General features: G+C 66.3%; 22 protein-coding genes. 14 read left to right on the top strand and 8 right to left on the bottom strand.

The annotated features are described in order from the left end of the window. Nucleotides 1-15: 15 nt before the first annotated feature. Nucleotides 16-1,302 carry an MFS transporter gene (locus tag ACQP2O_RS03695; RefSeq protein ID WP_433179868.1) on the bottom strand — a complete coding sequence of 429 codons (1,287 nt, stop codon included), beginning with the start codon at nt 1,300-1,302 and terminating at the stop codon, nt 16-18. On the opposite strand from ACQP2O_RS03695, the gene ACQP2O_RS03700 reads away from it, so the two are divergent. Then, nucleotides 1,240-1,749: a TetR/AcrR family transcriptional regulator gene (locus tag ACQP2O_RS03700; protein ID WP_433190918.1), complete on the top strand. Its 510-nt coding sequence runs from the start codon at nt 1,240-1,242 to the stop codon at nt 1,747-1,749. The genes ACQP2O_RS03695 and ACQP2O_RS03700 overlap by 63 nt on opposite strands. 63 nt (nt 1,750-1,812) lie before the next feature. On the opposite strand, the gene ACQP2O_RS03705 is transcribed toward ACQP2O_RS03700, so the two are convergent. Beyond that, the gene (locus ACQP2O_RS03705) at nt 1,813-2,337 is read right to left on the bottom strand and encodes a hypothetical protein (protein WP_433179870.1); all 525 of its coding nucleotides are present in this window, start codon (nt 2,335-2,337) and stop codon (nt 1,813-1,815) included. 377 nt (nt 2,338-2,714) lie between these two features. Between ACQP2O_RS03705 and ACQP2O_RS03710 the strand changes: the two genes are divergently transcribed. The 4 genes from ACQP2O_RS03710 (at nt 2,715) to ACQP2O_RS03725 (ending at nt 5,632) form a co-directional block, all read left to right on the top strand. Further along, nucleotides 2,715-2,975 (top strand): hypothetical protein, encoded by a 261-nt coding sequence (locus ACQP2O_RS03710; protein ID WP_433179872.1) that lies wholly within the window; start codon nt 2,715-2,717, stop codon nt 2,973-2,975. 1 nt (nt 2,976) lies between these two features. Continuing rightward, the gene (locus tag ACQP2O_RS03715) at nt 2,977-3,222 is read left to right on the top strand and encodes a hypothetical protein (protein WP_433179874.1); all 246 of its coding nucleotides are present in this window, start codon (nt 2,977-2,979) and stop codon (nt 3,220-3,222) included. Between the two features lie 114 nt (nt 3,223-3,336). Then, nucleotides 3,337-3,735 carry a hypothetical protein gene (locus ACQP2O_RS03720; protein ID WP_433179876.1) on the top strand — a complete coding sequence of 133 codons (399 nt, stop codon included), beginning with the start codon at nt 3,337-3,339 and terminating at the stop codon, nt 3,733-3,735. Between the two features lie 184 nt (nt 3,736-3,919). Next, the gene (locus ACQP2O_RS03725) at nt 3,920-5,632 is read left to right on the top strand and encodes a protein kinase domain-containing protein (protein WP_433179877.1); all 1,713 of its coding nucleotides are present in this window, start codon (nt 3,920-3,922) and stop codon (nt 5,630-5,632) included. Between the two features lie 47 nt (nt 5,633-5,679). Here the strand turns inward: ACQP2O_RS03725 and ACQP2O_RS03730 are convergent, their stop codons facing one another. Both ACQP2O_RS03730 and ACQP2O_RS03735 read right to left on the bottom strand, forming a co-directional pair. Beyond that, nucleotides 5,680-6,210, bottom strand: coding sequence for a hypothetical protein (locus tag ACQP2O_RS03730; protein ID WP_433179879.1), 531 nt, complete (start codon nt 6,208-6,210; stop codon nt 5,680-5,682). Between the two features lie 114 nt (nt 6,211-6,324). After that, on the bottom strand, nt 6,325-6,807 hold the full coding sequence (locus tag ACQP2O_RS03735) for a cupin domain-containing protein (protein ID WP_433190920.1): 483 nt from the start codon (nt 6,805-6,807) through the stop codon (nt 6,325-6,327). A gap of 238 nt (nt 6,808-7,045) precedes the next feature. On the opposite strand from ACQP2O_RS03735, the gene ACQP2O_RS03740 reads away from it, so the two are divergent. Next, on the top strand, nt 7,046-7,636 hold the full coding sequence (locus ACQP2O_RS03740) for an HD domain-containing protein (protein ID WP_433179881.1): 591 nt from the start codon (nt 7,046-7,048) through the stop codon (nt 7,634-7,636). A 45-nt stretch (nt 7,637-7,681) separates the two neighbouring features. Here the strand turns inward: ACQP2O_RS03740 and ACQP2O_RS03745 are convergent, their stop codons facing one another. Continuing rightward, nucleotides 7,682-8,629 carry an NADP-dependent oxidoreductase gene (locus ACQP2O_RS03745; protein WP_433179883.1) on the bottom strand — a complete coding sequence of 316 codons (948 nt, stop codon included), beginning with the start codon at nt 8,627-8,629 and terminating at the stop codon, nt 7,682-7,684. A gap of 104 nt (nt 8,630-8,733) precedes the next feature. Here ACQP2O_RS03745 and ACQP2O_RS03750 point away from each other — a divergent pair, with 104 nt between their 5' ends. Then, nucleotides 8,734-9,147 (top strand): winged helix-turn-helix transcriptional regulator, encoded by a 414-nt coding sequence (locus ACQP2O_RS03750; RefSeq protein ID WP_433179885.1) that lies wholly within the window; start codon nt 8,734-8,736, stop codon nt 9,145-9,147. Between the two features lie 50 nt (nt 9,148-9,197). Here the strand turns inward: ACQP2O_RS03750 and ACQP2O_RS03755 are convergent, their stop codons facing one another. Further along, a complete protein-coding gene (locus ACQP2O_RS03755; protein WP_433179887.1) occupies nt 9,198-10,598 on the bottom strand; it encodes an MFS transporter in 1,401 nt (466 codons plus the stop codon). A 255-nt stretch (nt 10,599-10,853) separates the two neighbouring features. Here ACQP2O_RS03755 and ACQP2O_RS03760 point away from each other — a divergent pair, with 255 nt between their 5' ends. The 5 genes from ACQP2O_RS03760 to ACQP2O_RS03780 all read left to right on the top strand — a co-directional run bounded on the left by ACQP2O_RS03760 (nt 10,854) and on the right by ACQP2O_RS03780 (nt 16,953). Further along, nucleotides 10,854-11,435, top strand: a complete 582-nt coding sequence (locus ACQP2O_RS03760) for a hypothetical protein (RefSeq protein ID WP_433179889.1) — start codon at nt 10,854-10,856, stop codon at nt 11,433-11,435. Nucleotides 11,436-12,499: 1,064 nt separating this feature from the next. After that, on the top strand, nt 12,500-13,450 hold the full coding sequence (locus ACQP2O_RS03765) for a hypothetical protein (protein WP_433179891.1): 951 nt from the start codon (nt 12,500-12,502) through the stop codon (nt 13,448-13,450). A 304-nt stretch (nt 13,451-13,754) separates the two neighbouring features. Then, the gene (locus ACQP2O_RS03770) at nt 13,755-15,380 is read left to right on the top strand and encodes a restriction endonuclease (protein WP_433179893.1); all 1,626 of its coding nucleotides are present in this window, start codon (nt 13,755-13,757) and stop codon (nt 15,378-15,380) included. A gap of 121 nt (nt 15,381-15,501) precedes the next feature. Then, on the top strand, nt 15,502-15,633 hold the full coding sequence (locus ACQP2O_RS03775) for a hypothetical protein (RefSeq protein WP_433179895.1): 132 nt from the start codon (nt 15,502-15,504) through the stop codon (nt 15,631-15,633). 168 nt (nt 15,634-15,801) lie between these two features. Beyond that, complete coding sequence (locus tag ACQP2O_RS03780) at nt 15,802-16,953, top strand: hypothetical protein (RefSeq protein ID WP_433179897.1); 1,152 nt, start codon at nt 15,802-15,804, stop codon at nt 16,951-16,953. A 511-nt stretch (nt 16,954-17,464) separates the two neighbouring features. Here ACQP2O_RS03780 and ACQP2O_RS03785 read toward each other — a convergent pair. Next, nucleotides 17,465-19,018: a DNA/RNA helicase domain-containing protein gene (locus ACQP2O_RS03785; protein WP_433179899.1), complete on the bottom strand. Its 1,554-nt coding sequence runs from the start codon at nt 19,016-19,018 to the stop codon at nt 17,465-17,467. 193 nt (nt 19,019-19,211) lie between these two features. Beyond that, nucleotides 19,212-21,299, bottom strand: coding sequence for an AIPR family protein (locus tag ACQP2O_RS03790; RefSeq protein ID WP_433179901.1), 2,088 nt, complete (start codon nt 21,297-21,299; stop codon nt 19,212-19,214). 226 nt (nt 21,300-21,525) lie between these two features. Between ACQP2O_RS03790 and ACQP2O_RS03795 the strand changes: the two genes are divergently transcribed. Further along, complete coding sequence (locus ACQP2O_RS03795; protein WP_433179903.1) at nt 21,526-25,074, top strand: DEAD/DEAH box helicase family protein; 3,549 nt, start codon at nt 21,526-21,528, stop codon at nt 25,072-25,074. Then, nucleotides 25,071-26,507, top strand: a complete 1,437-nt coding sequence (locus ACQP2O_RS03800; protein WP_433179905.1) for a restriction endonuclease subunit S — start codon at nt 25,071-25,073, stop codon at nt 26,505-26,507. Before ACQP2O_RS03795 ends, ACQP2O_RS03800 begins: the two co-directional genes overlap by 4 nt. Nucleotides 26,508-26,509 lie beyond the last annotated feature (2 nt).

Here is a 26,509-nt window from a genome sequence, read left to right on the forward strand (position 1 = left end):
GCCCGGCGCGCCTAATCAGGGCATGGGCGCATCCGTGTCCACAGCGCCGGTGGACTCCACATCCGGCGCAGCGGGCAGCGGGCGCGTACGGGCCCGGAGGAAGAGGCCGATGAGGCCGCACCCCGCGGCGATGGCCATGCCCGCGCGCATGCCGCCGAGCCGGTACCCGGACAGAGCCCAGGCGGTCGTCGCCAGCGCCGGGCCGAGGGAGAAGCCGAGCTGTCGGGCCAGACTCTGCGCGGCACCCGCGGTGCCGTGAAGCGCGCCCGGCGCGTTCGACATGACCATGGCGAAGTTGGGTCCCGCGAAGACGCCCGTTCCGATTCCGACGATCGCCAGCCGCCACCCCACGTCCACCGGGTGCCGGCCGGTGCCGAGCGGGACCAGCAGTGACGCCCCGACGGTGGTGATGAGAATGCCCGTCCACGCGACACCGGGCGCGTTCCACCGGTCGGCGAGGAACCCGCCGACCGGGCCGGAGACGACGTTCCCGACGGCGAGGGCGAGGACCGTCGTACCGGCGGTGGCGGCGGAGACGCCGAGCACTCGCTGGAGGTAGAAGGACGCCATGAACTCCACGAGCGAGATGGTCACCGCGTTCAGCAGCACCTGGCTCACCGGCGCCGCGACGCCCGGCGTCCGCGTCAGGGCCCGTACGGCCCGGCTGGAGGCGGACCGCCACCAGATCGCCACCGGAAACCCCGCGGTGGCGGTGAGCGCCAGCCAGGGCAGGCCGTGACCGGCTGAAAGCGACAGCCCGAGCAGCAGCGCGGCCGCGGCGACGCCCAGCACCGCCGTCTCGGACAGCAGCGTACGGTCCGGGGCGCCCAGCGGACCGTCGGGCCGCATCTGGACGAGCGCGATGACGATGACCAGGGCCCCGATCGGCAGGTTCAGGTAGAAGATCCATGGCCAGCCCCACGCCCCGACGATGAGGCCGCCGAGCGCCGGCCCGCTGACCGCGCCGAGCGGCCCGAGCGTCATGATCAGCGCACTCGCGCGCCCGGCCATCCCCGGCCGCACCGCACGCATCGCGATCACGGGGATGAGCGCGAACAGGATCCCGGCGAATCCCCCTTGGGCGACGCGCGCCGCCACCAGCCAGCCGAGCGCGGAAGCCGTACCGGCCGCCAGGCTGCTCAGCGTGAACCCGCCGATGCCGAAGAGCAGGGCGGCGCGCGGACCCGTACGGTCCAGCCAGCGCCCGGCCGGAAGCGTCAGGGCGATCAGCGGGAGCAGATAGCCGAGGACGACCCCGTCGCCGAACGCGCCGGCGTAACCCGCCGAGCGGTCTACCTGCATTTCACGTCGCGCGGAGACCTGCTCAGCGCGCTGTTCGACTACGTCAACGAGGTCGAGGACATCGAGGGTCGCTTCGCGCCCATCGGCGACGCACCCGACGCGGCCACCGCTCTGGAGGAGTTCGCCCGCCGCCACGCCGAGTACATGGCGCGCATCCTGCCGGTCTCCCGCGCCATCGAGCGCGCCGCCGGCACCGACCCCGACGCCGCCCGCCACTGGGAGACCGCCATGTACTGGCGGTACGAGACGAACCGCGCGCTCATTCGGCGACTCGACGAGGAAGGCGTGCTCGCGCCGGGCTGGACGGTCGACACCGCCACCGACATGCTGCTCGCCCTGATCTCCAACGGGGTGAGCGAGACGCTGCTCACCGACCGCGGCTGGACCCCCGAGCAGGCCGGCGAGCACATGGCCCGCCTGCTTCGCGCCACCTTCGTCGCCGGATAAGGCGACCGGCGACCGAATACATCAGGGTGACCGGGGAAGCGGACCGCGCCGACGGCATCGGTGTCAGCTGCAGACGAACTTCTCGCGAGGGCTGTTCACATAGTTCGACGCTGATCCGGCCTGATGGGTGACGATCGTCAGCCAGCCGTCGGTGATGAATCCGTGCTCTGTCGAGTGGCTGGGGCATTTGTAGGACGGGGTCAGGGTGATCCCAAGCCGGCATGGCTTCCAGCCCGCGTCCGCCCATTCGCCCTTCTGCACCCACTGACCGGTATAGGGAACCCACATCTGCAGCCGCGACTGGAGGTGGCAGGAGACGGGAGCCGGAGTGGTGCACCTGGTTATCTGAGACTTCCCGTGGATGTACCGATCTCTGGTGTGCAGCACGAAGGGTTGATGGGCGCTGAACCAGCAGCCCTCCACCGCTCTCACGTTCGCCGAGTCGGTGCCGGTGAATCCCTGCTCGGCGTTCGGCGGCGGGGTCGGCTCGTCCGGGCGCGGGATCGGTGTTCCGGAAGCGTACGCCGCCCCGACGAGGTTGCAGGTGAGCGCGATCGCGACCGGCCCTATCGACGTCCTGGCGAACACTATTCGTCCCCTTTCGCGGTCGTCTGTAATACTGCGGCGCGGCACCGGTGTCGCGTAGCCAGACTAATTCTCGCCGCATGAGTTGGAAGGCCGCATCGCCGGGACGAAGGAGAAATTAATTCTTCTGCAGGCATGAATGTCGTTAGCTGTCCAATGTTGGCCGCGTTCTGCAGTCCATCCTTACCGACCATGGGGATCTCCGTCACCGCGCGCCGGAAACGATCCGGGCCAGCGCCCGGGCGCCGGCCCGGATCTGAGGCGGGCACCGACGGTCCGGCGACCGGTTCCACTCGCTCGCCGCACAGCTCGGCGGTCCCCGAACGTCGTCGTCCGCACGGGGTACGCACGCCGCCCCCAATCGCACCCGGTTCGAACGTATGAGCGATCATGTCCAGGTGGCGGGCGAGTTGTACTTCTCGCCGGTCGTCCGACTCAGGAGGACCGGCCGGTACGTGTTCTTGCTGGCGTGGGAGCAGCATCCCCGAGGCGGGGCCTGGCGTGCGCGCGTGGCGTGGGTCGAGCGCCGGCCGGCGTCCTGGCGGGTCGGTGAAGGATGGGTGTCGGCCAAGGACGTGGAACCGGTAGAGGGCCAGGACTACCGACAGGTGCCGCGCCGGTATGAGGAACCCGACTTCTGATGTGTCCCTTCCCGGGCCCGGCCACTACCGGCTGCGGGCGCAAGCCCGCGGCCGCGACGCCGGGCAAGAAGTCGAGTTCATCGACGCCGACGAAGGCGAGGAAATGGCGGAACGGCACCTCTGCCAGAGCCGGCAGCGCGACCAGTGCCGACCCGCCGCGCGGCCGCCCATGACCGCGAGTTTTCGCGAGGGCATCCTGGCCGGGAGCGTGGCCGATGACGTAGGGACACCGGACTCCATGAAGTAGGGACTCTGGACTCTTCTCTGGCTCCCAGGCTTGCGATTACCCTCACCGGGGCGCACTCTTTCTCCTTGCGTAAGATTCGGTTTCTCGAATCGCTGGTCCTCTAGAAAGGAATTCATGCGTAGCATCAAATTCGCCGGAATCACTGCCGCGACCGGCTTCGCCTTGGCAATGCTGGCCGCGCCGAGCGCGCAGGCCGCTTCCACGGCTAAGGGTGTTTACCCATCGAAGGCGTCTGTCACGTGCGGTAAGGGCCGTGGCGGTAATAAGACTGTGAACTTCCACTGGAAGCGGGGCTCCCGCACCACGACGATCTACTTCAACAACCATTGCGCCAAGGGCAAGACGATCAAGGCGACCGTCGTTTATTTTGCGGGAAGCGTGGGACGGCCGGAGTGCTATCACCTGGATACCCACGGTCAGGCCACCGGAAGGAAAAAGTTCAAAAACCGTGGCGGTGATATGTATGTCTTTAGTGGCCGCTATGAAGATTGCTTTGCATGGCATAAAGCCTAGGCGACAGGTCTTCGCTCCGCGCTTGGGCGAGGATCGCTTTGATCTCGGCGGCGCATTCGGGATGTGCCGGTGCAATCCGCTGCGCGAGACGGTTGGATCGCGCGGTTCCGTCCTGGAATGATCGCGACAAGGCCGTACGATCGTCGGCGGCCTCGACGGACGGGGGCAGTTGACGATGCGACCTTTGCGGCCGGAGGACCCACGAGAGATCGGCTCCTATCGGCTGCTCGGTCGGCTCGGCGGCGGAGGCATGGGACAGGTCTTCCTCGGCCGTTCGCCAGGTGGGCGGCCGGTCGCGGTCAAAGTGCTGTTGCCGGGGCTGGCGGCCGACGACGGCTTTCGCCGCCGTTTCGACCAGGAGATCGAGGCGGCTCGCCGCGTCGGGGGCTTTCACACCGCTCCGGTCGTCGACGCCGACCCGACCGCTGCCCCTCCATGGCTGGTCACCGCGTACATTCCCGGCCCCTCGCTGCGGGAGGCGGTCGAAGCGTACGGGGCACTACCGCGGCGAGCGGTCCTGGCGCTGGGCGCCGGGCTGGCCGAAGGCCTGGCCGCGATCCACGCCTGTGGCCTGGTGCACCGGGACCTCAAGCCCGGCAACATCATCCTGGCCGCCGACGGTCCCCGGATCATCGACTTCGGCATCGCTCGCGCGATGGACGCCGCGAGGATCACGGCCGCCGGTGCGGCGCTCGGCACGCCGGGCTTCATGTCCCCCGAACAGATCCACGGCGACGGCGACCTCGGCCCCGCCTGCGACGTGTTCGCCTTGGGCTCCGTGCTGACGTTCGCCGCCACCGGCCGGGGACCCTTCGACGGGGGATCGGCGGCGTCGACCGGCTACCGGGTCCTCCACGCGGAGCCCGACCTGGACGCCGTGCCCCCGCCGGTCCGAGACCTGGTCGTCGCCTGCCTGGCCAAGGACCCGGCCGCTCGGCCCGCCGTCGCGGACGTCCTGCGCGAGCTGTCCCCATCGGTGGACACGTCCAGCAACTGGCTTCCCCCGGCGGTGGCGGCCATGATCGCGGAACGGAACGCCTCCATCGGCGCGGACGCGCCGCCTCCCGCCGAGCCGGGGACCCGGCCGCTCGACGAACCCCCAGCCGCACCCGCCGCCGAGATCCTTCCGCCCGCACCGTCCGAACCGAGCACCGCACGTCCCGAAGCATTCGCCCCGGGCACGATCGAGTGGACACCCGACCACGGCGTCGGGGGATGGGAGGCTCCGGGTCTCCCCGGGGCGGCCCCGTGGCAGGAACACCCACCGCTGAGCGGGCCGCCGCCGGCCTACCCACCGCTCTCCACACAGCCGACCTGGCCGGTCGAGACTCAGTCCCGGCCCTCCGGCGGAGCCGGAGCGAAACGCGCCGTGGTGGTGGTCGGGTCGGCGCTGGCGCTGCTGGCCGTGGCCGGCATCGTCGCGTTCGCCGCGACACGCGGCACCAAGGACTCCGGAGACCCGGGAGGCACTCCGAAGGGCGTGAGCGGAAGCGGAGCCGCCGGCCCGTCCACGCCGGGCAATCCGACGACCCCGCCAGGCGCCGCCGGCACAGCGGCCGTCGTCGGCACCTGGCAGGGCACCTACACCTGCGCACAGGGCCTGACCAACCTGCAATTGGTCATCGGGCCGTCGACGACGGACGGCGGGGTGGAGGCCACCTTCAACTTCTCCGCGAACCCCAGCAATCCGTCCGTCCCGTCCGGCTCGTACACCATGCAGGGGACCTTCGTCTCCCGGCACCTCGAGCTCCGCGGCGAGCGCTGGATCAACCGGCCGGGCGCGTACGAAATGGTCGGCCTCAGCGCCGACGTTCCCGAGGACCGCCCCTCCCGCATCTCGGGAAGCGTCGTCGCCGATACCGGCGGGTGCACGAGCTTCTCCGTCAACCGCAAATGAGCCGCCGACCGACACGTGAACGTGGCCGGGCGCGGGCGCGTCGCAGGCTAGGGCCGGCGAACCCGCAGGCGGGCCACGGGGAGCAGGCGTTCCTTCCTCATGTCGTACCTCTCATCGAGTGAGGCGCCCTTGACGAGGCGAGCCGCCGCCGTGGACTGCTCCGCCTCGCCGACCACCGGGAAGACGTCGGCGTCCATCTCCCGGATCATCACGCCGCCGACCTCCTCGTGGAGCCGGCGCACCTCCTCGGCGTCCGCCTCTCCGTCACCGACCACCGAGACGGCCGAACGCGTCGTACCCTCCTCGATCTCCACCGTGGCGCTCGTGGCAGCGCGCAGGTCGCCTACCCACCTCGCATCGGACAGACGGGCCGGCACGAGGAGGACGTAGTCGTCACCGTCGCGCAGGTACTGGACCGAGGGCGGATCGAGCTCGGGGACCCGACCGATTTCGGTGAGCCGCACGTGGGGCGGCCCGTCGAACCTGTGCAAGAGCACGCGTCCGCGGGACATCCGGAAGACCACTACGTTCGCCGCACCGATGACACGGATCAGGACGGCGTCCAAGGCGTACGTCACGAGCACCCTCCCCCATCGATGGGCCCGTACATCCACTCAGCACCTTAATCCGGCGGACGGCCCAGGGAGGCCCGGCTCGACATCCACATCACCGGTCGGGCCGGCCGACGTGTGTCACTTCTCCGGAAGGGGACCGATCAACTCGATGCCGTACTCGGCGCCCAGCGCCCGTACCTTCTCCGGCGTCATCGCGTCCGCCTCGATGAGGTCGTGCACGTCGCGGAAGAAGCCCTCAGGCCCACCGGGAATCATCATCGTCAGCTTGCGTCCGCCCTCCGGCCCCGCGCGCAGGCCGTGCACCAGCCCGCCGGGCACGTACGCCACCCCGCCGGCCTCGGCCGACAACCACTCGCCGGCGACGTAGAAGTCATAGCGGCCTTCGAGGATGTACCAGAGCTCGGCGAAGCCGTGCTGGTGCAGCGGCGTCGCGAAGCCGGGCGGGTCCATGCCCTCGACCATCCCGAGACCGCCACCGGTCGACTCCCCGGTGGCCTTCAGCCGCATGACGGAGCCATCGGGTGCCGCCGCCATCAGCCCTTCGCCCGGGGCCAGGACGTACGGGCGGAGCACCCGGCCTGTGTTCTCGTCGACGGCCATCGTCACGCGCCCACGAACTCGACCGTCGTCACACGGCCGTGGCAACGGGGGAGGGAAGCCAGAGCATGGCTTAGATGCCGATATGTCCGCATAAGACGATCTTGCCATGACCTGGGGGTTATTCGATCTTGGGCTGGGCCAACGAACGCCGAGGGGCGGGGCCGGGGGCGGACGGGCGGTCACGCGAGGCGGCCGCGATCTGGAAGCGAGGACGGAGACCGACGGCTACGGTGAGCGCGTGGCTTCGACCGCGCTGCAGCGTGCCCTCACCGAACCCGGCCCGGACCTACGCCCACTCCCTCGACGCGTCGAGGACCTGCTCCGCGAAACGGCCGCCCCGCCCCGGCTGGCCGCCCACCTGCGCGCCGTTCACGACGTCGCCCACCAGATCCTGGACTGGTTCGCCGAGCACTATGGCGCGGTCGCCGTCGACTGCGAGGCGGTCCTGTTCGGGGCGGCGACACATGACATCGGCAAGACCATCCACACCGATGAGCTGTCCGGTCCCGGATCAGCCCACGAGAAGGCGGGCCACCGCCTGCTGCTCGACCGCGGCGTCGACGAGCGCCTGGCCCGCTTCGCCCGCACCCATGCCGCCTGGACCGAACCCGGCATCGCGATCGAGGACCTGCTGGTGAGCCTCGCCGACAAGGTGTGGAAGGGCAAACGCGTCCCTGACCTGGAGCAGCGGGTGGTCGATCACCTGACGGCGGCGAGCGGCCAGGCCACCTGGCAGGCGTTCATCGACCTCGACGACCTCCTGACCGCCATCGCCACCGACGCCGACGGCCGCCTCGCCTTCCAATCGGCCCATCCGATCACCGGATGACAGCGGGCGGAGCCGACGTCTTCCGCCGGGCCGTACGCCGCGCGGTCATCCGACGGTCAGCACGATCTTGCCTTTGACGCGGCCGATCTCGCTGAGCTCGTGCGCCTTCGCGGCCTCCTCCAGGGGCAGGACCTGATCCACGAGGGCGCGGAGGGCACCGCGTTCGACCAGGTCGGTGACCTCACGTAGGTCGTCTCCGGAGGGTGTGAAGCCGAACTCGACGTAGCGCAGACCGCGAGCGCGGGCGACGTCGCGGGTCTCGGTCCGGTCGGGACCGGTGCCACGGACGTCGAGGAGAACGCCGTCCGGGGCGAGGGTCCGCAGCGACCGGGGCCCGTACTCGCCGCTGATCGGGTCGAGGACCACGTCGATGTCGCGGGCGGCGGTCGTGAAATCGGTGACGGTGTAGTCGATGAGCTCATCCGCGCCGAGCTCGCGCAGGAAGTCGTGCTTCTCGCGGCGGGCGGTGCCGATGACGTACGCGCCGCGGGCCTTCGCGATCTGCACGGCCAGGTGCCCGACGCCACCGGCCGCGGCATGGACGAGGACGCGCTGCCCCGCGCGGAGGCCGGCGATGCGGACGAGGGGCTGCCAGGCGGTGAGCACGGCGGTGGGCAGGGCGGCGGCGTGGACGAGGTCGAGGCTCGGCGGGGCGGGCGCGAGGGCCTGTTCCGGCGCGATGGCGTACTCGGCGTAGCTGCCGCTGGGCGGCAGCACCGCGCCGTACACCGAGTCGCCGGGCCGGAACCGTTCCACCTGGTCGCCGACGACCTCGACGGTTCCCGCCAGGTCGAGCCCGAGAGCGAAGGGCGGTTCGCCGAATCGACGCACGACCCCGGCGCGTCTCTTCCAGTCGGCCGGATTGACGCCGGCGGCCCGTACCCGCACGAGAACGTCCTGCGGGCCAGGGACGGGCCGGTCGGTCTCGATGACCTCCAGGACCTCCGGGCCGCCGAAGGACTGCAGGCTGATCGCGCGCATGCGTGTACTCATCTGGCCTTTCTCCTCCTCAGAGCGGCCTTTCCGGCCGCTCGTTCATCGTGGAGGAGGGCGGTACCTGTTGTGAAGTAGGCACCTGTTCGATATATAGGTACCTCATGGATACCGCCTCATCGGCTCGGTCCGACCTTCGCTTCACCTACCACCGCGACTGCCCCTCGCGGACGGTGATCGAGGTGCTGGCCAACAAGTGGGCGCTGTACGTCCTGGCCGTGCTGCGGCGTCAGGAGGGGCCCATGCGGTTCAACGAGCTGCGGCGCGTCCTGGACGGCGTCACGCAGAAGATGCTGACCCAGACGCTCCGGGCCCTGGAACGCGACGGGCTCGTCAGCCGCACCGTCTACCCGACCGTCCCGCTGCGCGTGGAGTACGGCCTGACACCGCTCGGGATCGAAGCCGGACGGCTGACCGGCGCGATCGCCGACTGGTCTTTGGAACACGCCCGGGAGATCCTCCGCGCCCGACGCGAGTTCGACGACCGCGCCGCCATGGAGCCGCAGCCGGTCCGCTGACGCTGCTCCGGAACGGCGGCCGACCCGGGGGCACGTCGTACGGGTCGCGGTCAGGCGGAGGCGCCGTCGACGGGCCGTTCCGGCTCGCCGTCGGCCGGGCGCGCGGCCTTCTCCAGACTGCGGCCGGTGCTGCGCGGCCCGAGCACCGCGACGTCCACGCACAACAGCACCAGGACGACCGCCGAACCGGTGAAGACCGCCCCGGCACCCAGGTTCTGGAGCGCGTGCAGCGCGACGAACGGCAGGACCGCCGACGTCGCCCGCGACAGGGAGTAGGCGATGCTGATCGCGCTGCTGCGGATGCCCGTCGGGAAGATCTCGGCCTGGTAGGAGTGGAAGGCGTTGGAGAACACGTTCGACGCGCAGGTCAGCACGAACCCACCGGCCACGATCAGCGCGGTGTCACGCGCGTACCCGAACACGAGCCCGGACGCGGCCATGACCAGCGCCGACCCGATGATCAACGTCTTGCGCTCGACGCGTTCAATGATGGGGATGGACAGCGCCGACCCCACCGGATAGCCGACGAAGCTGAGGGCCGCGTACCCCAGCGACTGCACGACATCGAACCCCTTGGCATGCAGGACCACCGGCGCAAGCGACCCGAACCCGTAATAGCCGACCGTCTGCAGCACCTGAAAGATCCACAGCATGACCGTGCGGCGCCGGTACTCACCGGCGAACATCTCCGCGAGACCGACCCGCGCGGCGGGCGCGTCCGTGTCCGGTTCCGCCGCCACCGGGGGCAGCGGGCCGTCCACGGTCGCCTCGACCCGGGCGACGATCTCGTCCGCCTCGGCCGTACGGCCCTGCGCGACGAGCCAGCGCGGTGACTCCGGCAGCCGGCCGCGCAGCACCCACACGATCAGAGCACCGAGCGCGCCGACGACCAGAAGCCACCGCCAGCCGTCGATGAGCAGATGCCGCCCCGCGACGAACCGGCCACCGAGGAACGCGGCGACGGGCACACCGCAGAAGCCGATGGTGTACGCCCAGGCGAGGTAGCGGCCACGGCCCCCGCGGGGCATGAACTCGCTGACGTACGTGTCGACGAGCGTCAACTCGGCACCGAGCGCCAGACCGCCGAGGAACCGCAGCACCAGGAACATGCCAAGGTCGGGCGCGAAGGCGGTAAGCAGGGACAGCAGCGAGTACAGGCCGAGGTTGACCAGGAACATCCGCCGCCGGCCGAACCGGTCCGCGGCCAGGCCCAGCCCGATCGCGCCGACGAACATCCCGGCGAACCCGGATGCGATCACCAGCGACTTACCGTTGGTGCCCAGGTGCCACTGCTCGGTCAGAACGGTGCCCAGCACCCCGCCGAGAAACACCTCATACAGGTCGAAGAAGGTCCCCAGACCCACCACGACGATCAGCATCCAGTGCCACCGCGTCACCGGCAGCCGATCGAGCCGCGCGGCGATGGAACGAGCGTCCGCGTCCAGGACCATGGGAGGACTCCTCACCTGTCAGGGGACGGGCGCATAAAACCACCCTGAGCGACGTCTCCGCCACGGTCTGTCCAAGATCTGAGACGTACGGTGAGGTCCGCCTTGCCGACCAGATGTCGGCCGATGACCGCCCGGAGGCGGCGAAGTAGCTGCATCAGCATTCGGATCGGCGAGGATCGGCGGTCGTCGTCGACGAACTCTGTTTGATATGTCTACCTCTGACCGAATTCGGCAGATCATTGTGGGAGTTCACGGATGGACTACGGCCCGGCGTCGAACGCCTGCCCGCTCTGCCACATGACGGACCAGACCCAACCAGGCCCGGGCATCGTCGCCTCCCAGACGGCGCACTCCAGCGCGTACGTCCGGGGCTACCGTGCGCACGGCACGTCGAGCACGTCCCTGGCGCAGCTGCTGGACCTCCCACGGCCGCGGCCTCCACGCGGCATGGTCACCACCGGTGTGATCCTCACGGTGATCGGCGTGCCGCTGGCGGCGCTGTTCCTGCTGGTCTCCTTGGCAGCACGCCACAGCTCGACGGATCCCGCCCCGGGATGGGCGTCCGCCATGGCGCCCCTGTTCATGACGATGCCGGTATGGCTGCCGGGCCTCGTCTGCCTCGTCGTCGGGTTCGCCCGCATGCGCGGCTTCCGCCGCGGAGCACCGCTCCGCGACCTGGCGTGGCAGGTATGGTCGACCGCCCGCTACTGCTTCCGCGACCACGCCGTTTTCCTGCCAGACGGCGCCCACGCTCGAGCGGAGTTCGCCCGCTCGCTCATCTTCGACAACGCCCAGCGCATCCTGACCGGATCCCACACGCCCGGCGTCAGGGCGTAAAAGCAAAGCGCGGTTCACCGCGCGGGTGCCGAGGTACGGCGGCCTTGCGTGAAGCGCTCGTCAATCCGGGTGCCATGCCGCAAGATGGCGACAGACGGGACTAGGGGACTTAAGGGACCGTCCGTGATCCTCGTCCGAGTGATCGAGGGTGGCCGCAGCCCCATTGTGCTGGTCGACGTGAAAAGAGACAGGCGATGTTCGAAGCGGTCCTCCGCGGTGCGTAGACGCTCCGCTGCGGCGATCCTTCTCGTGGCGACTGCGGCCCCGCTCGTGGCCTGCGGCCACGCGCAGAAGCCCTACGTGACCACCTGCCCATCGCCGAGGATGGTGTTCGTCGTCGGGAGCAGGAACATCGCGGCCAGCCATTGCGCTGACCAGTACCTCGTTCAGCCGACGGAGACCCTCCACGTCGGCCAGCGAATCAAAGCCGTTGCCCGCGCCGGCGAGGCGGTGCCCGTCAGCGACGACGAAAGAGTGCTCCGGGAAGTCTCTCGCAGCACTGACGGCCGGACTGCTGAGTACCAGGCACTTCGGCCCGGCAGCGCCGGACTCGACATCCACTACGGCCCGCCGTGTCCTCGTACTCAGGAAACGGATGAAGCGACCTCGCCCAGGTCTCCTGGGACGGACCTCTGTGCGCTGCTGCCGGTCCACGTTGTACCGGCGAATTGAGGACGACTCCGCGCAGTCATTTCGGCCAGGCCGCTCGATAAGCCCACCCGTCCGCTTCTGGCCAGGCGCCAATTCAGTGGATCTTGCGGACTAATGTGTTGATCGCGGATTTTGTCCTGATTCTGGCGGTACGGGGTTTCGATGCAATGCCAGGCAGGCGTGATCGCACGCGGACACGCGAGGGGGAACGGATGCGACGTGCTACGTGGAGAACGGTAAGCGGGGTTGCACTTTCGGTGGTCGGCCTGACGGCCGCGACTCCCGGACCGAAGGCGGGCGGAAGTAATGATGTCGCTTCAGAGTGCCGCCAGGTACCGGTAGTCGGAACGTACTACACGGACACCGCAGGAAGGCGTTCGGTGACGCCTTCGGCCAGTTCGTCTACTACCCGTGTGTACAACGTCTACGGCGGCCGCATGTCGGTCACCGCGCCGCCGAAGACCTGGAATCCGGTAATCGCATCCGACGCGGAGATTCAGCGCTACGGCCTGTATCCCCGGCCGAAATCAGCGACACAGCGTAAGCTGTGGGAACAGATGTATTCACACGTCTCGTCCTGGGTCGTCCCCGACATGTGCGCGACGAACGCCCACGCGACGGCCCCGAAATACCCGATCGATTCCCTCCCGATCTGGTCGGGGGCCGTGGCGAAGAAGGTCAAGGGCGCTCCGTCGTTCACCGGCGCCTCCTACGTATTCGACGAGCCGAAATTTGACGCAGTCTGCAAGCATGCATCCTCGTACAATCTCTGGTCGGGTCTGGGCGGACTCAAAAATGGCCGTCTGATGCAGAACGGTATAGATAACGCCGGCAAAGGGCTTAACGACGATTACGCCTGGTGGGAGGTGCTCAGCGAGGATCCGAAGAACAGTCTGCCGGAGATGGAGATCAAGAATTTCAAAGTCCGGGCCGGAGATCGGATCTTCGCCGGCACCAGCTACTACGCGCCGAAGAAGCAGGTCTCGTTCAACTTCTACAACTACCGTACGAAGAAGGCCGCGACTCTCGGCCCTTGGGGCGTGATCGACACCCCGAAGGGAAGCTACCTCGCATCGGCCTTCTACGACGGATCCACCGCAGAGCAGATCGTCGAGCGCACGACGGTCGGCAAGAAACCCGTGATGCTGCGCAAGCCGCATGGGGGATACAGCCACACCCACGAAGCCGGTTTCGCCAACGGGAAGCAGGACGGCGAGGATTTCGCGTTCAAGAACGTGTGGCAGTTCAACATGAGGGCCAACAGCAAGAAGCTATCGGAGCCGGTCCAGTTCATCTCCAAGGTGAAGAACGCCGGCACGTATCTGGCCCAGTGGAACAACAAGTGGGATTCCTGCGGCTCCTAGCTGACTGCCACAGACCATTCGGGTGGCTTCTCTGCCGGCGAACTTGGGCAGCCGCAGTCCCCTCCATGGCGAGCGAGTCGTCACCGTTGTCGTCCGTCCAACGACGCAGCCGTGACCCGTAGCCACTGTTCTCCACCGGTGAGGGCTGGTGCGCGCGTTGGTGCACGGCACCGTGGACTCGCATCGGCGAATGACCGATATCGGTCAGCCACCATCACTCCACGCTTGACCGAGTGAGATTACGGTCACAAGTCGTAACCGCTTCTCAAAGCGGTGCCAAGGTCGACGGGCCAGAGGGGGTCGCATGGCGAAGCGCCGGGGAGTGTGGACGGAGCTGCAACGGGAGCGGGCACGCAAGCAGCGTTTGGCGCAGCAGGCGTACCGTGCCTCCGTACAGGCGGCGAAGAAGGCGGAGCGAGAGCGCGAACAAGCCCAGCGAGCCGCTGCGCGACGTGCTGCCCAGAACGAGCGTGAGCGCAAACGGCTGTACATCGAAGACCGCAAGGCAGAGGCGGCCGACCAGGCCGCGGATCTTCGGGAGAGAATCGAGGAACTGGACTCGGTTCTCACTGCCGGGGTCCGGCGCCGTCCGGATGCGTCGTTCACGTCCTTGAAGCGCACCCACCAGCCCGCGCCCTTCGACTCGGGGGGATTCGACCGACCGATACCCCCACCGCAGTGGATCCCGCCACAGCCGCCAGGCGTAATAGGCGGCCTCTTGGGAGGTCGTGCTCGGTATGAGCGCGAGGAGGCGGCGGCCCGTCAAACATATGAGCGCCAGCGTGCCCAGCACGCCGCTGCCGAGGCCGATCGCCTCCGGCGACTCGAGGAACGACGACGAGCCTATGACCAACGGGTGGCCACGGAGTCCGAAGCCGTCCGCCGCCACAACGCCGAGATCGACGAGTTCGAACGAGACTTCCGCGCCGGCGACTCCGATGCCGTCGCCCGCTTCTTCACCCTGATCCTCGATTCATCGCCATACCCGGAAGGCTTTCCGCACCGCACACGGGCCATCTACCGCCCCGAGCCTCGTGAACTGGTGGTGGAGTACGAACTGCCGCCGCAGTCCGTCATCCCAGCCGAGCGCGACTACAAGTACGTGCAGAGCCGAGACGAGATCGACAAACTGGCACGGCCGGTCAAGGAGATCAAGGACCGGTACGCCCGCCTCATCGCCCAGATCGCGCTACGTACGCTCCACGAGGTATTCGCCGGCGACCCGGCCAAGATCGTCAAGGTTGCGTCGTTCAACGGACACGTCTCGACCACCGATCCCGCGACCGGACAACCCGTCCGGCCATGCCTGATCAGCGTCAGCGCGGAGAAGGATCTGTTCTCCGCGTTCCGGCTCGCCGACGTGGAGCCGGTGGCGTGCCTCAAGAAGCTGAACGCGCTGGTGTCCCAGCATCCGTACGACCTGGAGCCTGTACGGCCGGTCGTCGACTTCGAGGCGCTGCTGTCGCAGTACAAGTTCGTCGAAGGCATGGACGCCGTCGCCGGTCTGGACGCCCGCCGCGACCTCCTCGAGATGACGCCGACCGAGTTCGAGCACCTGGTCCGTCAACTGTTCGAGGCGATGGGCATGAAGTCATGGGCGACCCAGGCGTCCAAAGACGACGGTGTCGACGCCGTTGCCGTCAACGAGGATCCCGTCTTCGGCGGCCTGTGCGTCATCCAGGCCAAGCGCTACCGCAGCGCCGTCGGCGTCGAGCCCGTACGAGCGCTGGCCGGCGTGATGGAGGACAAGCACGCCACCAAAGGCATCATGGTCACGACCTCATGGGTGACCAAGGACGGTCACGCCTTCGCCGCACGTCACGGCCGTATCCAGATCATGGAGTGCGAGGAGATCAAGTACCTCTGCAAAGAGCACCTCGACCTCGACGTCTTGATCAGCCTCCCCAAGCCCCCGCCCAAGCGACGCTGACGCCTCTCATCCAGGAACTCACTGGGAGGCGTCCGCTCGTTGTCGACGCCGCCTAGCGCGCTGTCGCCAACCACAACACGGTGGGAGGTTCCTTCAGCCAGAACGTCGGCGGAGACCGGTGATGACCGAACCGAATGTCATCGACAACGCCGGTGCCGTCGCGTGCGGCAACATCATCGGCGGCGACCTGCGGCAGAACGTCACCGTCTACACCATTCCCGTCGTCGTGGATCAGCGGTCGACGGTCAGGTGACGCAGAGATGGGCCGACATCGAGATCTCCAGCACAGAACAGGTCGGCCAAGGTCACGGCGCCCGATCAATCCATCAATCAATAGATCAATGAAAGTCCCTTTCCTGTCGTGCTCCCTGCCCCAAAGATGAACAGACGCCGGATCACCCACAGGCAGGAAGAGAGTTCGATGAAACTCATCCGACGACGGAATTTCACCATGTCCGTATTGGCGGTAAGCATCGCAACCGCGCTGGTCGGCGCGGATCGCGTTCATGCCGCGCCAATTCCGGTACCCGGTGACGGGGGCAGTGTCTCCACGACCCTCGCCATCAACCAGGAGATCCCCGTCCTGGGCGGAACCACGTCCACCGACATCCAAACCGGGAGCGTCGAGCCAGGACAGGCCTACACGGTTCTGTGCTATCGCGACGGCGATACCGTGACGAACACGCAAACCAAGTCCAGCAGCCAGCGCTGGGCCCTAATCGCCGACCCCGCGAATCCCGCCACGTCGCTGGGCTACGTCCCCGCCATCGCGTTCAAATTCAACGACATCACCAATCAGGTCCCCGCCTGTATCGACACCTCTGTCGACGCGCCACCGAAACCCGAGCCCAAGCCCCCGAAAGAGAAATCACTGCTGAACGCTCTGCTGGCGTTCCCGCTCTTCTTCGCGTTCACCAAGAACGCTGTCAACCAGCAGACCCGGGCCGACTGCCTGAACCACCGGCCCAGCGGACTCACCAGCAAGGTCGAGAGCAACGGCGTTGGATGGAACGAATACACCACCGGCCCCGGCGGTCGGGCCGCCACGGCGACCGCGTGTCTGGACAGTACACACATAGCGGGTACTGGAGCCGCCGACGGCCTCGTTGTCGTCGGCCTGGCCGCGGCGCAGGCCAAAGCGATCTCGCAGAACACCGCCGCCGATCCGCCCGCTCCATGGGCCACTCCACGGACACGCGACGTCGCCCGCTGCCATCTGATCGCCGGAGCCAATAAGGGGAGCGTCGGAAGCCTCGGCGGGAACGGGAGTGAGCCGAGCAATTTCGTGCCCTGCTGGGGACAGCCGACCAATAACCCGGGAATGACCACCCCAGAAGAAGCCGTCCGCAGGTACGCGGGCGACACGGGTCCGGGAGAGGCCATCCTCTACGTGGTGAAGCCGCACTACGATACCTTCGCCAGCACAGTTCCGACTTCCATTACGATGGTCGCCTATCTCCAGTCCCCGGGCATGCCACCGCCGGGCAAGGAAGTGGTCTTCGAAATCGCCCCCAACGAAAAGGCGTTCACCACCGTCGGCAACCATCAAATAGTAATCAACCTGGGAGACTAGCTCAATTACCATGCGTTGGCCGGGCCGCTGAACTCCCGCTTTCATGGCGGGCCAGCGGCCGGCTGGCCACCTGCAGACGCGCAGCCCAAGGTCTGAGCGATCACCTCCGATGATACCTCTTTCTGCCAGTTGATGGGCCTATCCCTCGTCGAGCGTGGGGCCATGATCGCGCCCGTGTGGCTGCCCGGCCGCGAAGCCGAATGGCGCACGTGCCGCACCACGGTTCCCTGGCCGCACCAGTCGACTACGCAAGGATTCTCAGCAGAGCAGTTTCACCACCCAAAACTCAGGCGGCCAGGTCCAGGACGGTGAAGTCGACAAGTTCCTCGCGGGCCTGGAGGCGGTCGACCGGCAGCGCCTCATCGACAGCGTCGGCTACATCATGACCAACGTCGGCCGCCCCGACCTTGCCGACCAGCTAAGGCCTCATAGGGAAAGCCGGAGGGGCGATTCGGATGATCCTCCGGCTCTTCCATGAGGGGCCTACATGCCCCGTACTGCGGCCGGAAGATCATTCCCCGAGGTTCGCAGCGAGTAGGTCGGCGAGGAATTCCCGTGTCTCCGGATCGACCGCGTAGATCACGGTACCGACCATGCCGCGCGTCAGCAGCACCTTGTAGATGTTGCGGATGTGTCGCTCGTACTGCAGGTCGGTGACGGAACGCCGCTTGAAATCGGGATCCTTGTTGGCCTCCCGTACGGTGACCAGCCGGCCATTCCGGGCCACGATGTCGGGGCCGAGAATGACGCCCGACCAGTCGTACTCGAAGCCTTGCGCGGTGTAGACGCAGCCGACCTGCTCGAAGCCGCCGTCGAACGTCGCCCACAGCGCGCTCGGCGGCGCATCACCGACAGCTCGCTCGCCCTTGACGTTCCAGGGCCTGGCCCAGTCGCCGATCCGGACGTCGTCGACGAGACGACCGTCCACCGCATCGCTCCACGGCCAGCAGTAGCCGGCCGAGATCCGCGAGGAGTAGCCCTCCTCGAGCTTCTTCCGCAGGAGGTTCTCCATCTCCCACGGCGATTCGGCGAGACGGACCTCGAAGTGGTCATCACCGGTCCACTCCTCCGGGCCACCGGGCTCCAGATCGAGGAGGCGCAGCACCCAGTCCTCGTACTTGCGGCTGCCGCCGCAGCGGAACTGGCCGTCGAGCGGAACGTGGTGCACCCGGATCCCCAGCGAGGCGGCGTGTGACTTGATGGCCTCCACGGTGCCGATCTCGTTGGGCTTCACCACCTGGTGCTCGTCGAGCAGGAACACCGGCACCCGAGCGGCGGCGATCAGCTCGTCGACCTGCGGCCGCCCGGTCCGCTGCGTCGCCTTGGTGTATCGGTTCTCCGACGTCTCCCGGATACGGTGCGCCTCGTCGCAGATGAGCACGTCGAGGTCGTTCTTGTCGGCCTTCATGAAGCTGTTGAAGTACTTGAACATGTTCTGCACGCGGGAGGAGCCCTCGCCCACGTGGCGGCGCATCGTCTGCGTGAACGACCGCGACCCGGTCGCGTGCAGGACGGTGTGTCCCTGGCGGGAGAGGTCACCCAGCAGGGAGAGCGCGATGACGCTCTTTCCACTGCCCGGCCCACCCGTGACGATGACGACCTCTTTCGCATCGGATGTGCGGGCCTTGTGCACCGCGTGCTGCACGAGGTCGTACGCCAGCCGCTGCTCGGCGAGCAGCGTGAACTGCTCGCGGTCCTTGATCTCGGAGGCGGCCAGCTTCAGGAGCTGCTTCGACGGGCGTACCGCACTGTCGAACAACCGGTCCGCCGCGCCGGCCCCGCTCTGCGGAGCGAACTGCGCGCGCAGGTATTCGAGGAACGCGCCCCGGCGGGTCTTGGTGAACAGCCTGGTGCGCTCGGTGGTGGACAGTTCGAAGAGGTCCCGGACGTCGAGATCGGCGGCGTTGTGGAGATAGGCGACACCACGAACGGCGTCCGGATGCTCGCTCAACGAGCCGACGAAGTCGGCGATGTGCTCGCAGTAGCCCTGGACCTGCAGCAGCGGATGACCGAGCGGGCGGTGGAAGCCCTCGACCAGCACGAGGTGCTCGTCGTCCTCGTACATGTCGGCTTGGTTCCACTGCTTGAACTCGACGACATAGACATAGGCGTCGCCGCATCGCTCGGGATCCGCGCTGGGCTTCTATGTAAATCCCGCCTACTTCGACGAAACTGAGTGACCGACGCCATTGGAACGGACCCTTGAGAACGCTCTGGTTATGGACACATCGGATGCCAGCTTTCGTGGTATGCCAGCATCATTCCGCACCCTCCTCGAGCTCGAAGGTCGCCAACACCTCGTTCGCCAGCCACACGAGGTTCTCACCGCTGGGGATGGACCAGCGCGCCGTCCCTTGAACCGCCACGGGAGCGCCGTCCCAGCAGGCAAGCTTCCACATGGTCATGACGAGTCCGGTCGGCGAGTACTCCTTGCCGTCGGCCGCCCAGATCAGAGGCTTGGTCTTCTTGTTGGTCCAGGTGGCGATGCCTCGTTTGGGGTCAGCGTCAAGCCAGGGCCGCAAGGCTTCCTCTTCGGTTCCCCCGGGGGGATAGAAGAAGGTGAGCTGCGTACCCGCGGAGATACGGTTCGCCTGCACCAGCGTCGCGACCGTGTTCGGCTTCCGTGGCTTGGGCACGGTGACTTTGCGGTAGCCCACCGTCTCTGGCGCGAAGACCCCGCCTTCGAGGTCGTTCAGGACGAGACCGACGAGTTCGCGACCTCGCGCCTCGTTCGCGAATGTGCTGCGGATGTAAGAGCCGTCGGAGTACTGCGTGTCGATGTGGTGCGTGAGCAGGTCGACCACGGAAGCCACCAGTTCCGGGACCTCCTTGAGGAAGTCAGCCCACTCGGTTGGTCCGTCGTCGATGCGCGACAGACCGACATGCTGGAAGATCACATGGGCGAGCAGTAGATCGCCGTGTTCGGTCACGGAGGCCGCCCTGCTGAGCCGGCTCCTTCGGGTCTCATGCAGGGCCTCGCGGATGACCCGGTGCAGCTGCACTGTCCGCCAGATCTCTGCGGCACCGGGCGGGCGGCGGAACAACCGCGGGTAGATCCCGCCCTCGGGACGCCAAAGCTCGTCCGGATCAGCCTTGGCCTTGACCGAAAGAGCCGGGTCCCGGTGGGCGCAGAGCAGAGACATCCCTGCCTCGACGATCGAACAGCCGACCTCTCGCGGCGGGTCCATCTCTCCGCGCCGGAAGACATAGGTCATCTCAAGCGTCAGCTGGAAGTCGTCGCGGATCTCGGCCTGCACCGGGTCGAGCGCGACGAAGTCCCGCTGCTCCACATGGTTCTGGGTGTTGTTGGCCTTGGTGATTGCGGCGGCGAAGCCTTCGGGACCCGTCTTCATTGAAATGATCTTTACGCTGACCTGAGCGCCGACTCCAGCAGCGGGGGAGTGGCTTAGCGCCTCATGACACGAGGTGACGGTCTGCGCACCGTTGACCACGCTGGCGTTGCTGAGCGTCAGCGTCATCGGACTGCGCGGGTCGGCCCGGTTGAACGGAATCGCGTCGATCCCATCACAAAGGATCGTGATCCCGTTGTTGAAATACCAGAACGCCTCGGGGCGCTCGAGCAGCGTCCTGACGATCTGGCTGTTCACCGAAGTGAACCCGAGCCACTGGCGGATGTTCTGCGCGAACAGCCGACCTCCGTGCTCTTGATACCACTGTGCGACCTCCGCTGCTGAGACGCTGCCCTCGAACGCCTCATACGGGTCGGGCATCCGGTGCCATTGGGTCATCGGAACGCGCAATTCGACGGCGTCGGCGGCTTCGCTCCGGACCATCTGCCAGGCTTCCCTCGCTCCGACAACTCCGTAGTCGAGCGGCAGATCGTCGCCCAACCAGTTGTGCTCCCTCTTGGCGTCCTCGAAGACGTACTGGACGTGCTGCGAAAGCTTCGCCTCTCCCATCACCGCCACGAGCAGCGTGACCTGCGCTCTGGGGTGGTCCAGCGTCATATTGATCCGGTCGGCGAGCCTGCGGTACTTGTCACTCAACCGGTCGTACTGCTTATGACTGATCCGCTTGAACCCGTTGACCATCTTGAGCGCCTCGCCCTCCCCAACAGCGGCGGTCCCCTTGTCGCTCCACTTCGATTGGATCAGCCAGATCCTCGGCGCCCCATCCATGATCGCAACCGCGTCGATCCCGTAGTCGTTGAACCCGTCCACCACGAACGACGCCGCGGTCTCGGTGTCACACCCAGTCAGGCTCCGGGCGACGAGTGCGGCGAGGCCCCGCGACAGCAGGTTCTGCTCACGACTCCGCGCATCGTTGTTGGGTACATCGTCCAGCGGGATCAGCCCTTCGAACTCCCGCTTGATCGCCGCCGCCACCTGCCCCACCTGCCGAGGCCCGTCCACACTGACACCCTCCCGACCGCAGTTCTCCCCGTTGACTGGCACCCATCGGTGCCGTCTGCCCATGATGCCTTCCGGCGTTGGTCCACGCAGATCGTTTCCTGAAGAGCGTAGATCGACCACCGGAGTTCGGAATGTCGCTGCCGTGGCACATACTGTTCTCGGCGTTCGGTGTGGCTTTGATGATCGGCGAAGGGTACAGATGGACGAGCGGATCCGAGATCTCGCCCAGCGGTCGCCGAACTTCGGCTTCCTGCTGGACCATGAGCCGCTCCTGGTCCTCTACGGTGTCGGCGCCGAAGCAGCGATCTTCACCGATCCCAACGTGGCGATCTTCAAAGCCCGCCAGTTCGGCGAGGTCATGGCCACTGATCTCGTACGGCGGGGCCGTGTCCGGGCCGACGGTGATCGGCAAGTCGATCGGCTGAGGGCCCTGGACCGCGAGGGTTACCTGCACGGGGATGTCGGCAGGGCCTTCGACCAGATCCGAGGGTTGGGGAACCAAGCCGTCCATCAGAACCTCGCCGCCGAGAACAGCCCCGCAACCCAGCGGATGGCCTTCGAGGTCGTACGAGCGTGCTTCCGGCTCGGGGTCTGGTTCCACCGGCTGTTGAGTGGCACCCGGAACCAGATCGCCTTTGTGCCGCCTGAGCCACCGGCCGAGGCGCAGGCGGCGACCTCAGTCGACCGGGCCGAGCAGGAGGCGCTACGCGCCGAGTTCGAGAAGGCTCAGAAGGCGCTGGCCCAGGCACGGCTAACCTATGAGAAGACCGCCTCCAAAGAGCAGGCCGCCGAAGAAGCGCGGCGCAAGGCGGAAGCGGAGCTAGCCCAGGCCCGCGCGACGCAAGGCGACCTGATCGCGCTGGTCGAGGCGATGCGCGGCGAACTGACCGCGTTTCGCAGTCAGTTCGACAAGGCCAAGGCCACCACAACGCTTGAGCAGCGGGAGAAGCTGCTCGCCAACGCCGAGAACGCATCACGCGAGCCGCTGACTGAGGCGCAGGTTCGCGAACAGCTCGACCGAATGTTGATGGACGCGGGCTGGTCGGTGCAGAACCCGGGCGTTGGCCTGGACCTGTTCGCCGGCAAGGGCGTGGCCGTACGTGAGGTGACCACCAAGAAGGGCCGCGCCGACTACCTGCTCTACGTGGACCGCAAGCTGGCAGGCGTCATCGAGGCCAAACGTGAAGGCGCGGATCTGACGACGGCCGAGGAGCAGGCCGATGGTTACGCCGACAACCTGACCAGCGGTCAGCAGCGAGTCGCTTGGTTTCCGGCTTTGCCCTTTCGCTACTCCAGCGACGGCGGGGTGACCCGGTTCCGCAACACCCTGGACCCCGACTCACGGACCCGAGAAGTGTCCTTCTTCCACCGCCCTGAGACCGTCGCCCGCTGGATTCACGACGCTCGTACGGATCCACAGGCACCGACGTACCGGGCCAAGCTGCGGATGCGGATGCCTGAGCTGGTCACCGAAGGTCTGCGACCCGCACAGATCGACGCGGTCTGCGGTGTTGAGAAGTCGCTGGCAGCCGGCCGTGAGCGTGCTCTGATCCAGATGGCAACCGGCGCGGGCAAAACATACACCGCCGCGACGTTCTCCTACCGCTTGCTGAAATTCGCCAAGGCCGAGCGGATCCTGTTTCTGGTCGACCGCAACAACCTGGGCACCCAGGCGCGGAGCGAGTTCGAGAACTACACGACACCCGACGACGGCCGTAAGTTCACCGAGCTGTACAACGTGCAGCAACTGACTGGCGCGGACATGCTGGCCTCGTCCAAGGTCGTCGTCTCCACCATCCAGCGGCTCTATCTCGGTCTGTCAGGCAAGACGATCCCTCAGGGAGACGACGCCGAGCTCGACTCCTACGAGGTCGATGGGGACATCGACATCGCCTACAACGCCCAGTTCCCACCCGAGGCGTTCGACCTGATCATCGTGGATGAGTGCCATCGGTCCATCTACGGCAAATGGCGGAGTGTCCTGGAGTACTTCGACGCACCATTGGTCGGTCTGACCGCGACACCGGTGGCTCAGACGTTCGGGTTTTTCCACCAGAATCTGGTTAGCGAATACACCTATGAACAGGCCGTCGCCGACAACGTCAACGTCGACTTCAACGTCTACCGAATCAAAACCGAGATCTCCGAGTCCGGGGCACTCATCGAAGCCGGCACCACCGTCCCGGTGAAGGACCGCCGAACCCGCATCCAGCGCTATCAGGATCTGGACGACGACTTCCAGTACGGCAGCCGCGACGTCGGCTCTCGGGTCATGAGCCTCGGACAGTTGAAGACTGTCATCGAGACCTTCAGGGACCGCCTCTACACCGAGATCTTCGCCGAGCGGTCGCGACTCCTGCCGGAGAACCGGATGGTACCCAAGACCCTCATCTTCGCCAAGAACGACGACCACGCCGAAGAGATCGTCGACGCCGTCCGGGACGCGTTCGGTCGCGGGAACGAATTCTGCGCCAAGATCACACACAAGGCGAAGAGGCCGGCCGAGCTCTTGGCCGCCTTCCGGAACTCGGCATCCCTTCGGGTCGCGGTCACCGTCGACATGATTGCGACCGGGACCGATGTGAAGGCCCTAGAGTGCCTGATGTTCCTCCGGGATGTGCGGAGCTGGGCCTACTTCGAACAGATGAAGGGACGCGGAGCCCGGACGGTCCCACTCGCCGAGTTCCAGGCCGTCACCCCTGACATCGGGGAGAAGACCAGATTCGTCATCGTGGACGCCATCGGCGTCACCGAGAACCCCAAGGTCGACGCTGCGCCCCTTGACCGCGATCCGGCCAAGCAGGTCAGCCTGGAGAAGCTGCTCGCCAAGGTCGCCGCAGGGACCATCGATGACCAAGAGGTCTCCACCCTCGCATCGCGGCTTTCCAGGCTGGACAAGGATCTCGCCAACAGGCCAGACGAGAAGACCGAGATCGAACGGGTCGCGGGCGGGCCACTGCACAAGATCGTGCGCAGGCTTGTAGACGCCGTATCCGTGGACGGGCAGGAGGCCGCCAAGCTGAGCGGCGGTGAACCGGCGGTTCGCAAGCTCGTCAACGATGCGCTTCAACCGCTCTCCCGCAATCCCGAGCTTCGTAAGCGGTTGCTGGAGATCCGGCGGGCGATGGACATCCTTACCGACGAGGTCAATGCCGACCAGCTCCTCCACGCCGGCGCGGTCGTCGAGACGGCCGACGCCACCTCGATGGTAACGAGCTGGCGCGATTACCTTGCCGAAAATAGGGCAGAGATCGCCGCCTGGCACACTGCCTACGCCCAGCGGTCCGTGCCAGCCCGCGTGGTGTTCGACGAGCTCAAGGAGATCGCCGCACGAATCGCCCGGCCGCCCCGCCGGTGGACCCACGAGGCCTTGTGGAAGGCCTACGAGCAAGCCGGTCTCACCGCCTCCCGCAAGGGTGCCAAACATGGGGTCGCCGATTTGGTCTCCATCATCCGCTTCGAACTCGGCCTCGACTCCGAGCCGTTGCCATATGCCTCGCTGATCGAGGGCAGGTTCCGCAACTGGCTCACCCGCCAAGAACAAGCCGGTGCGAGATTCACCAATGATCAAGTGTGGTGGCTGGAGAACATCGCCCGGACGACCGCCATGACGGTACGCTTCGACAACGCCGACCTAGACCACGTGCCCTTCAGCAGCCGAGGCGGCACCGACGGCTTCCTCAAGGCGTTCGGTGACGACCGCGCCGTGACCATCCTCGACGAACTGGACCAGGAACTCACCGCATGACCGAACTGCCTGCAGGCTGGACATGGGCCACCGTCGGAGAACTCTGCGCAATCAACCCGCGGAACTTCACCACTACTCCTCGCGACGATGACCTTATTTCAAAAGTCCCAATGGCGGCAGTCGAGGCCGAGAGCGGACACCTGAACGGCTCTCAGCTAGTTCGGTACGGCGACGTCAAAAAGAAGTCACTCACGCCATTCGAGGAGAATGACGTACTTTTCGCCAAGGTTACACCTTGTATGGAGAACGGAAAAATAGCTCTAGCTGCCGGACTCAAGGGAGGCCGGGCCGTTGGAAGTACCGAGCTATTTGCGCTCCGCTCGTTTGGGGCAATCGAGCCAAAGTACTTGATGTATTTCCTAATTCAGCCTTCGGTGCGCAAAGCGGCAGAGCGTGCTATGACGGGGGCAGTCGGTCTGCGGCGTGTCCCGCGATCCCATCTTGAGTCATTGAGAATCCCGCTCCCATCAATTAACGAACAACGGCGCATCGTCGAAGTCCTCGAAGACCATCTCGCGCGCCTTGGTATAGCGCTGGCCGGCCTAAATTCCTCAATTAATCGTCTCTCCAGGTTTCGAGGGCAAATTACAGCGCTTGCTGGAACAGGCGGCCTTTCGTTGACTTCCGGCCGTCACGACGGATATATCAAAGACGGCGGTCTAGATGACGGACAGCTGCCCAAGATCGCAAAAGGGTGGCAATGGAAGCGCCTCGGCGAAATCGCTGAGGTTGTAGGTGGTGTGACGAAGGACTCGAAGAAACAGTTCGATCCCACGTATATAGACGTTCCGTATCTGCGAGTTGCCAATGTGCAGCGGGGAAGGATCGTCCTAGACGAGGTCTCGCACATTAGGGTGCCGAGATCGAAGCTCGACCATCTTAGACTGCAGTTCGGTGACGTGCTTCTGAACGAAGGCGGGGATCGCGATAAGTTGGGGCGAGGCTGGATTTGGGAGAATCAGATCCAGGATTGCATTCACCAGAATCATATATTTCGAGCCAGAGTCCACGAATCAGCTATTCATCCCAAGCTGCTCGCTTGGCACACGAACAGCTTCGGTAAGATCTGGTGCGATCGAAATGCAAAGCAAACGGTGAATCTCGCTTCGATTAGCCTAAAGAAGATCAAAATGCTTCCTGTCCCCGTCCCGCCGGAGGGGTTTGATCAAGAGCGTCTGATAGCAGAGGTCGAATCTCAACTTGCGGCCACCAGTCAGGTAGAAGAGGCTCTGGAAAGCGCAATCCGCCAGGGAGAGCGCCTTCGTATGAAGATCCTTGAAACGGCTTTCAGTGGTAACCTGATACCGCAAGATCCCGCCGACGAGCCCGTGTCAGCCTTGCTCGATCGGATCCGAGCCGAACGAGGAAACATCACGCAGGGCGGCCGGAGGCCGAAGAAGAGAACACGTCCCCAGAAAGAAACGTTGCTGTGACG

The organism is Actinoallomurus sp. CA-150999, assembly GCF_050942425.1.
Classification (GTDB): Bacteria; Actinomycetota; Actinomycetes; order Streptosporangiales; family Streptosporangiaceae; genus Actinoallomurus.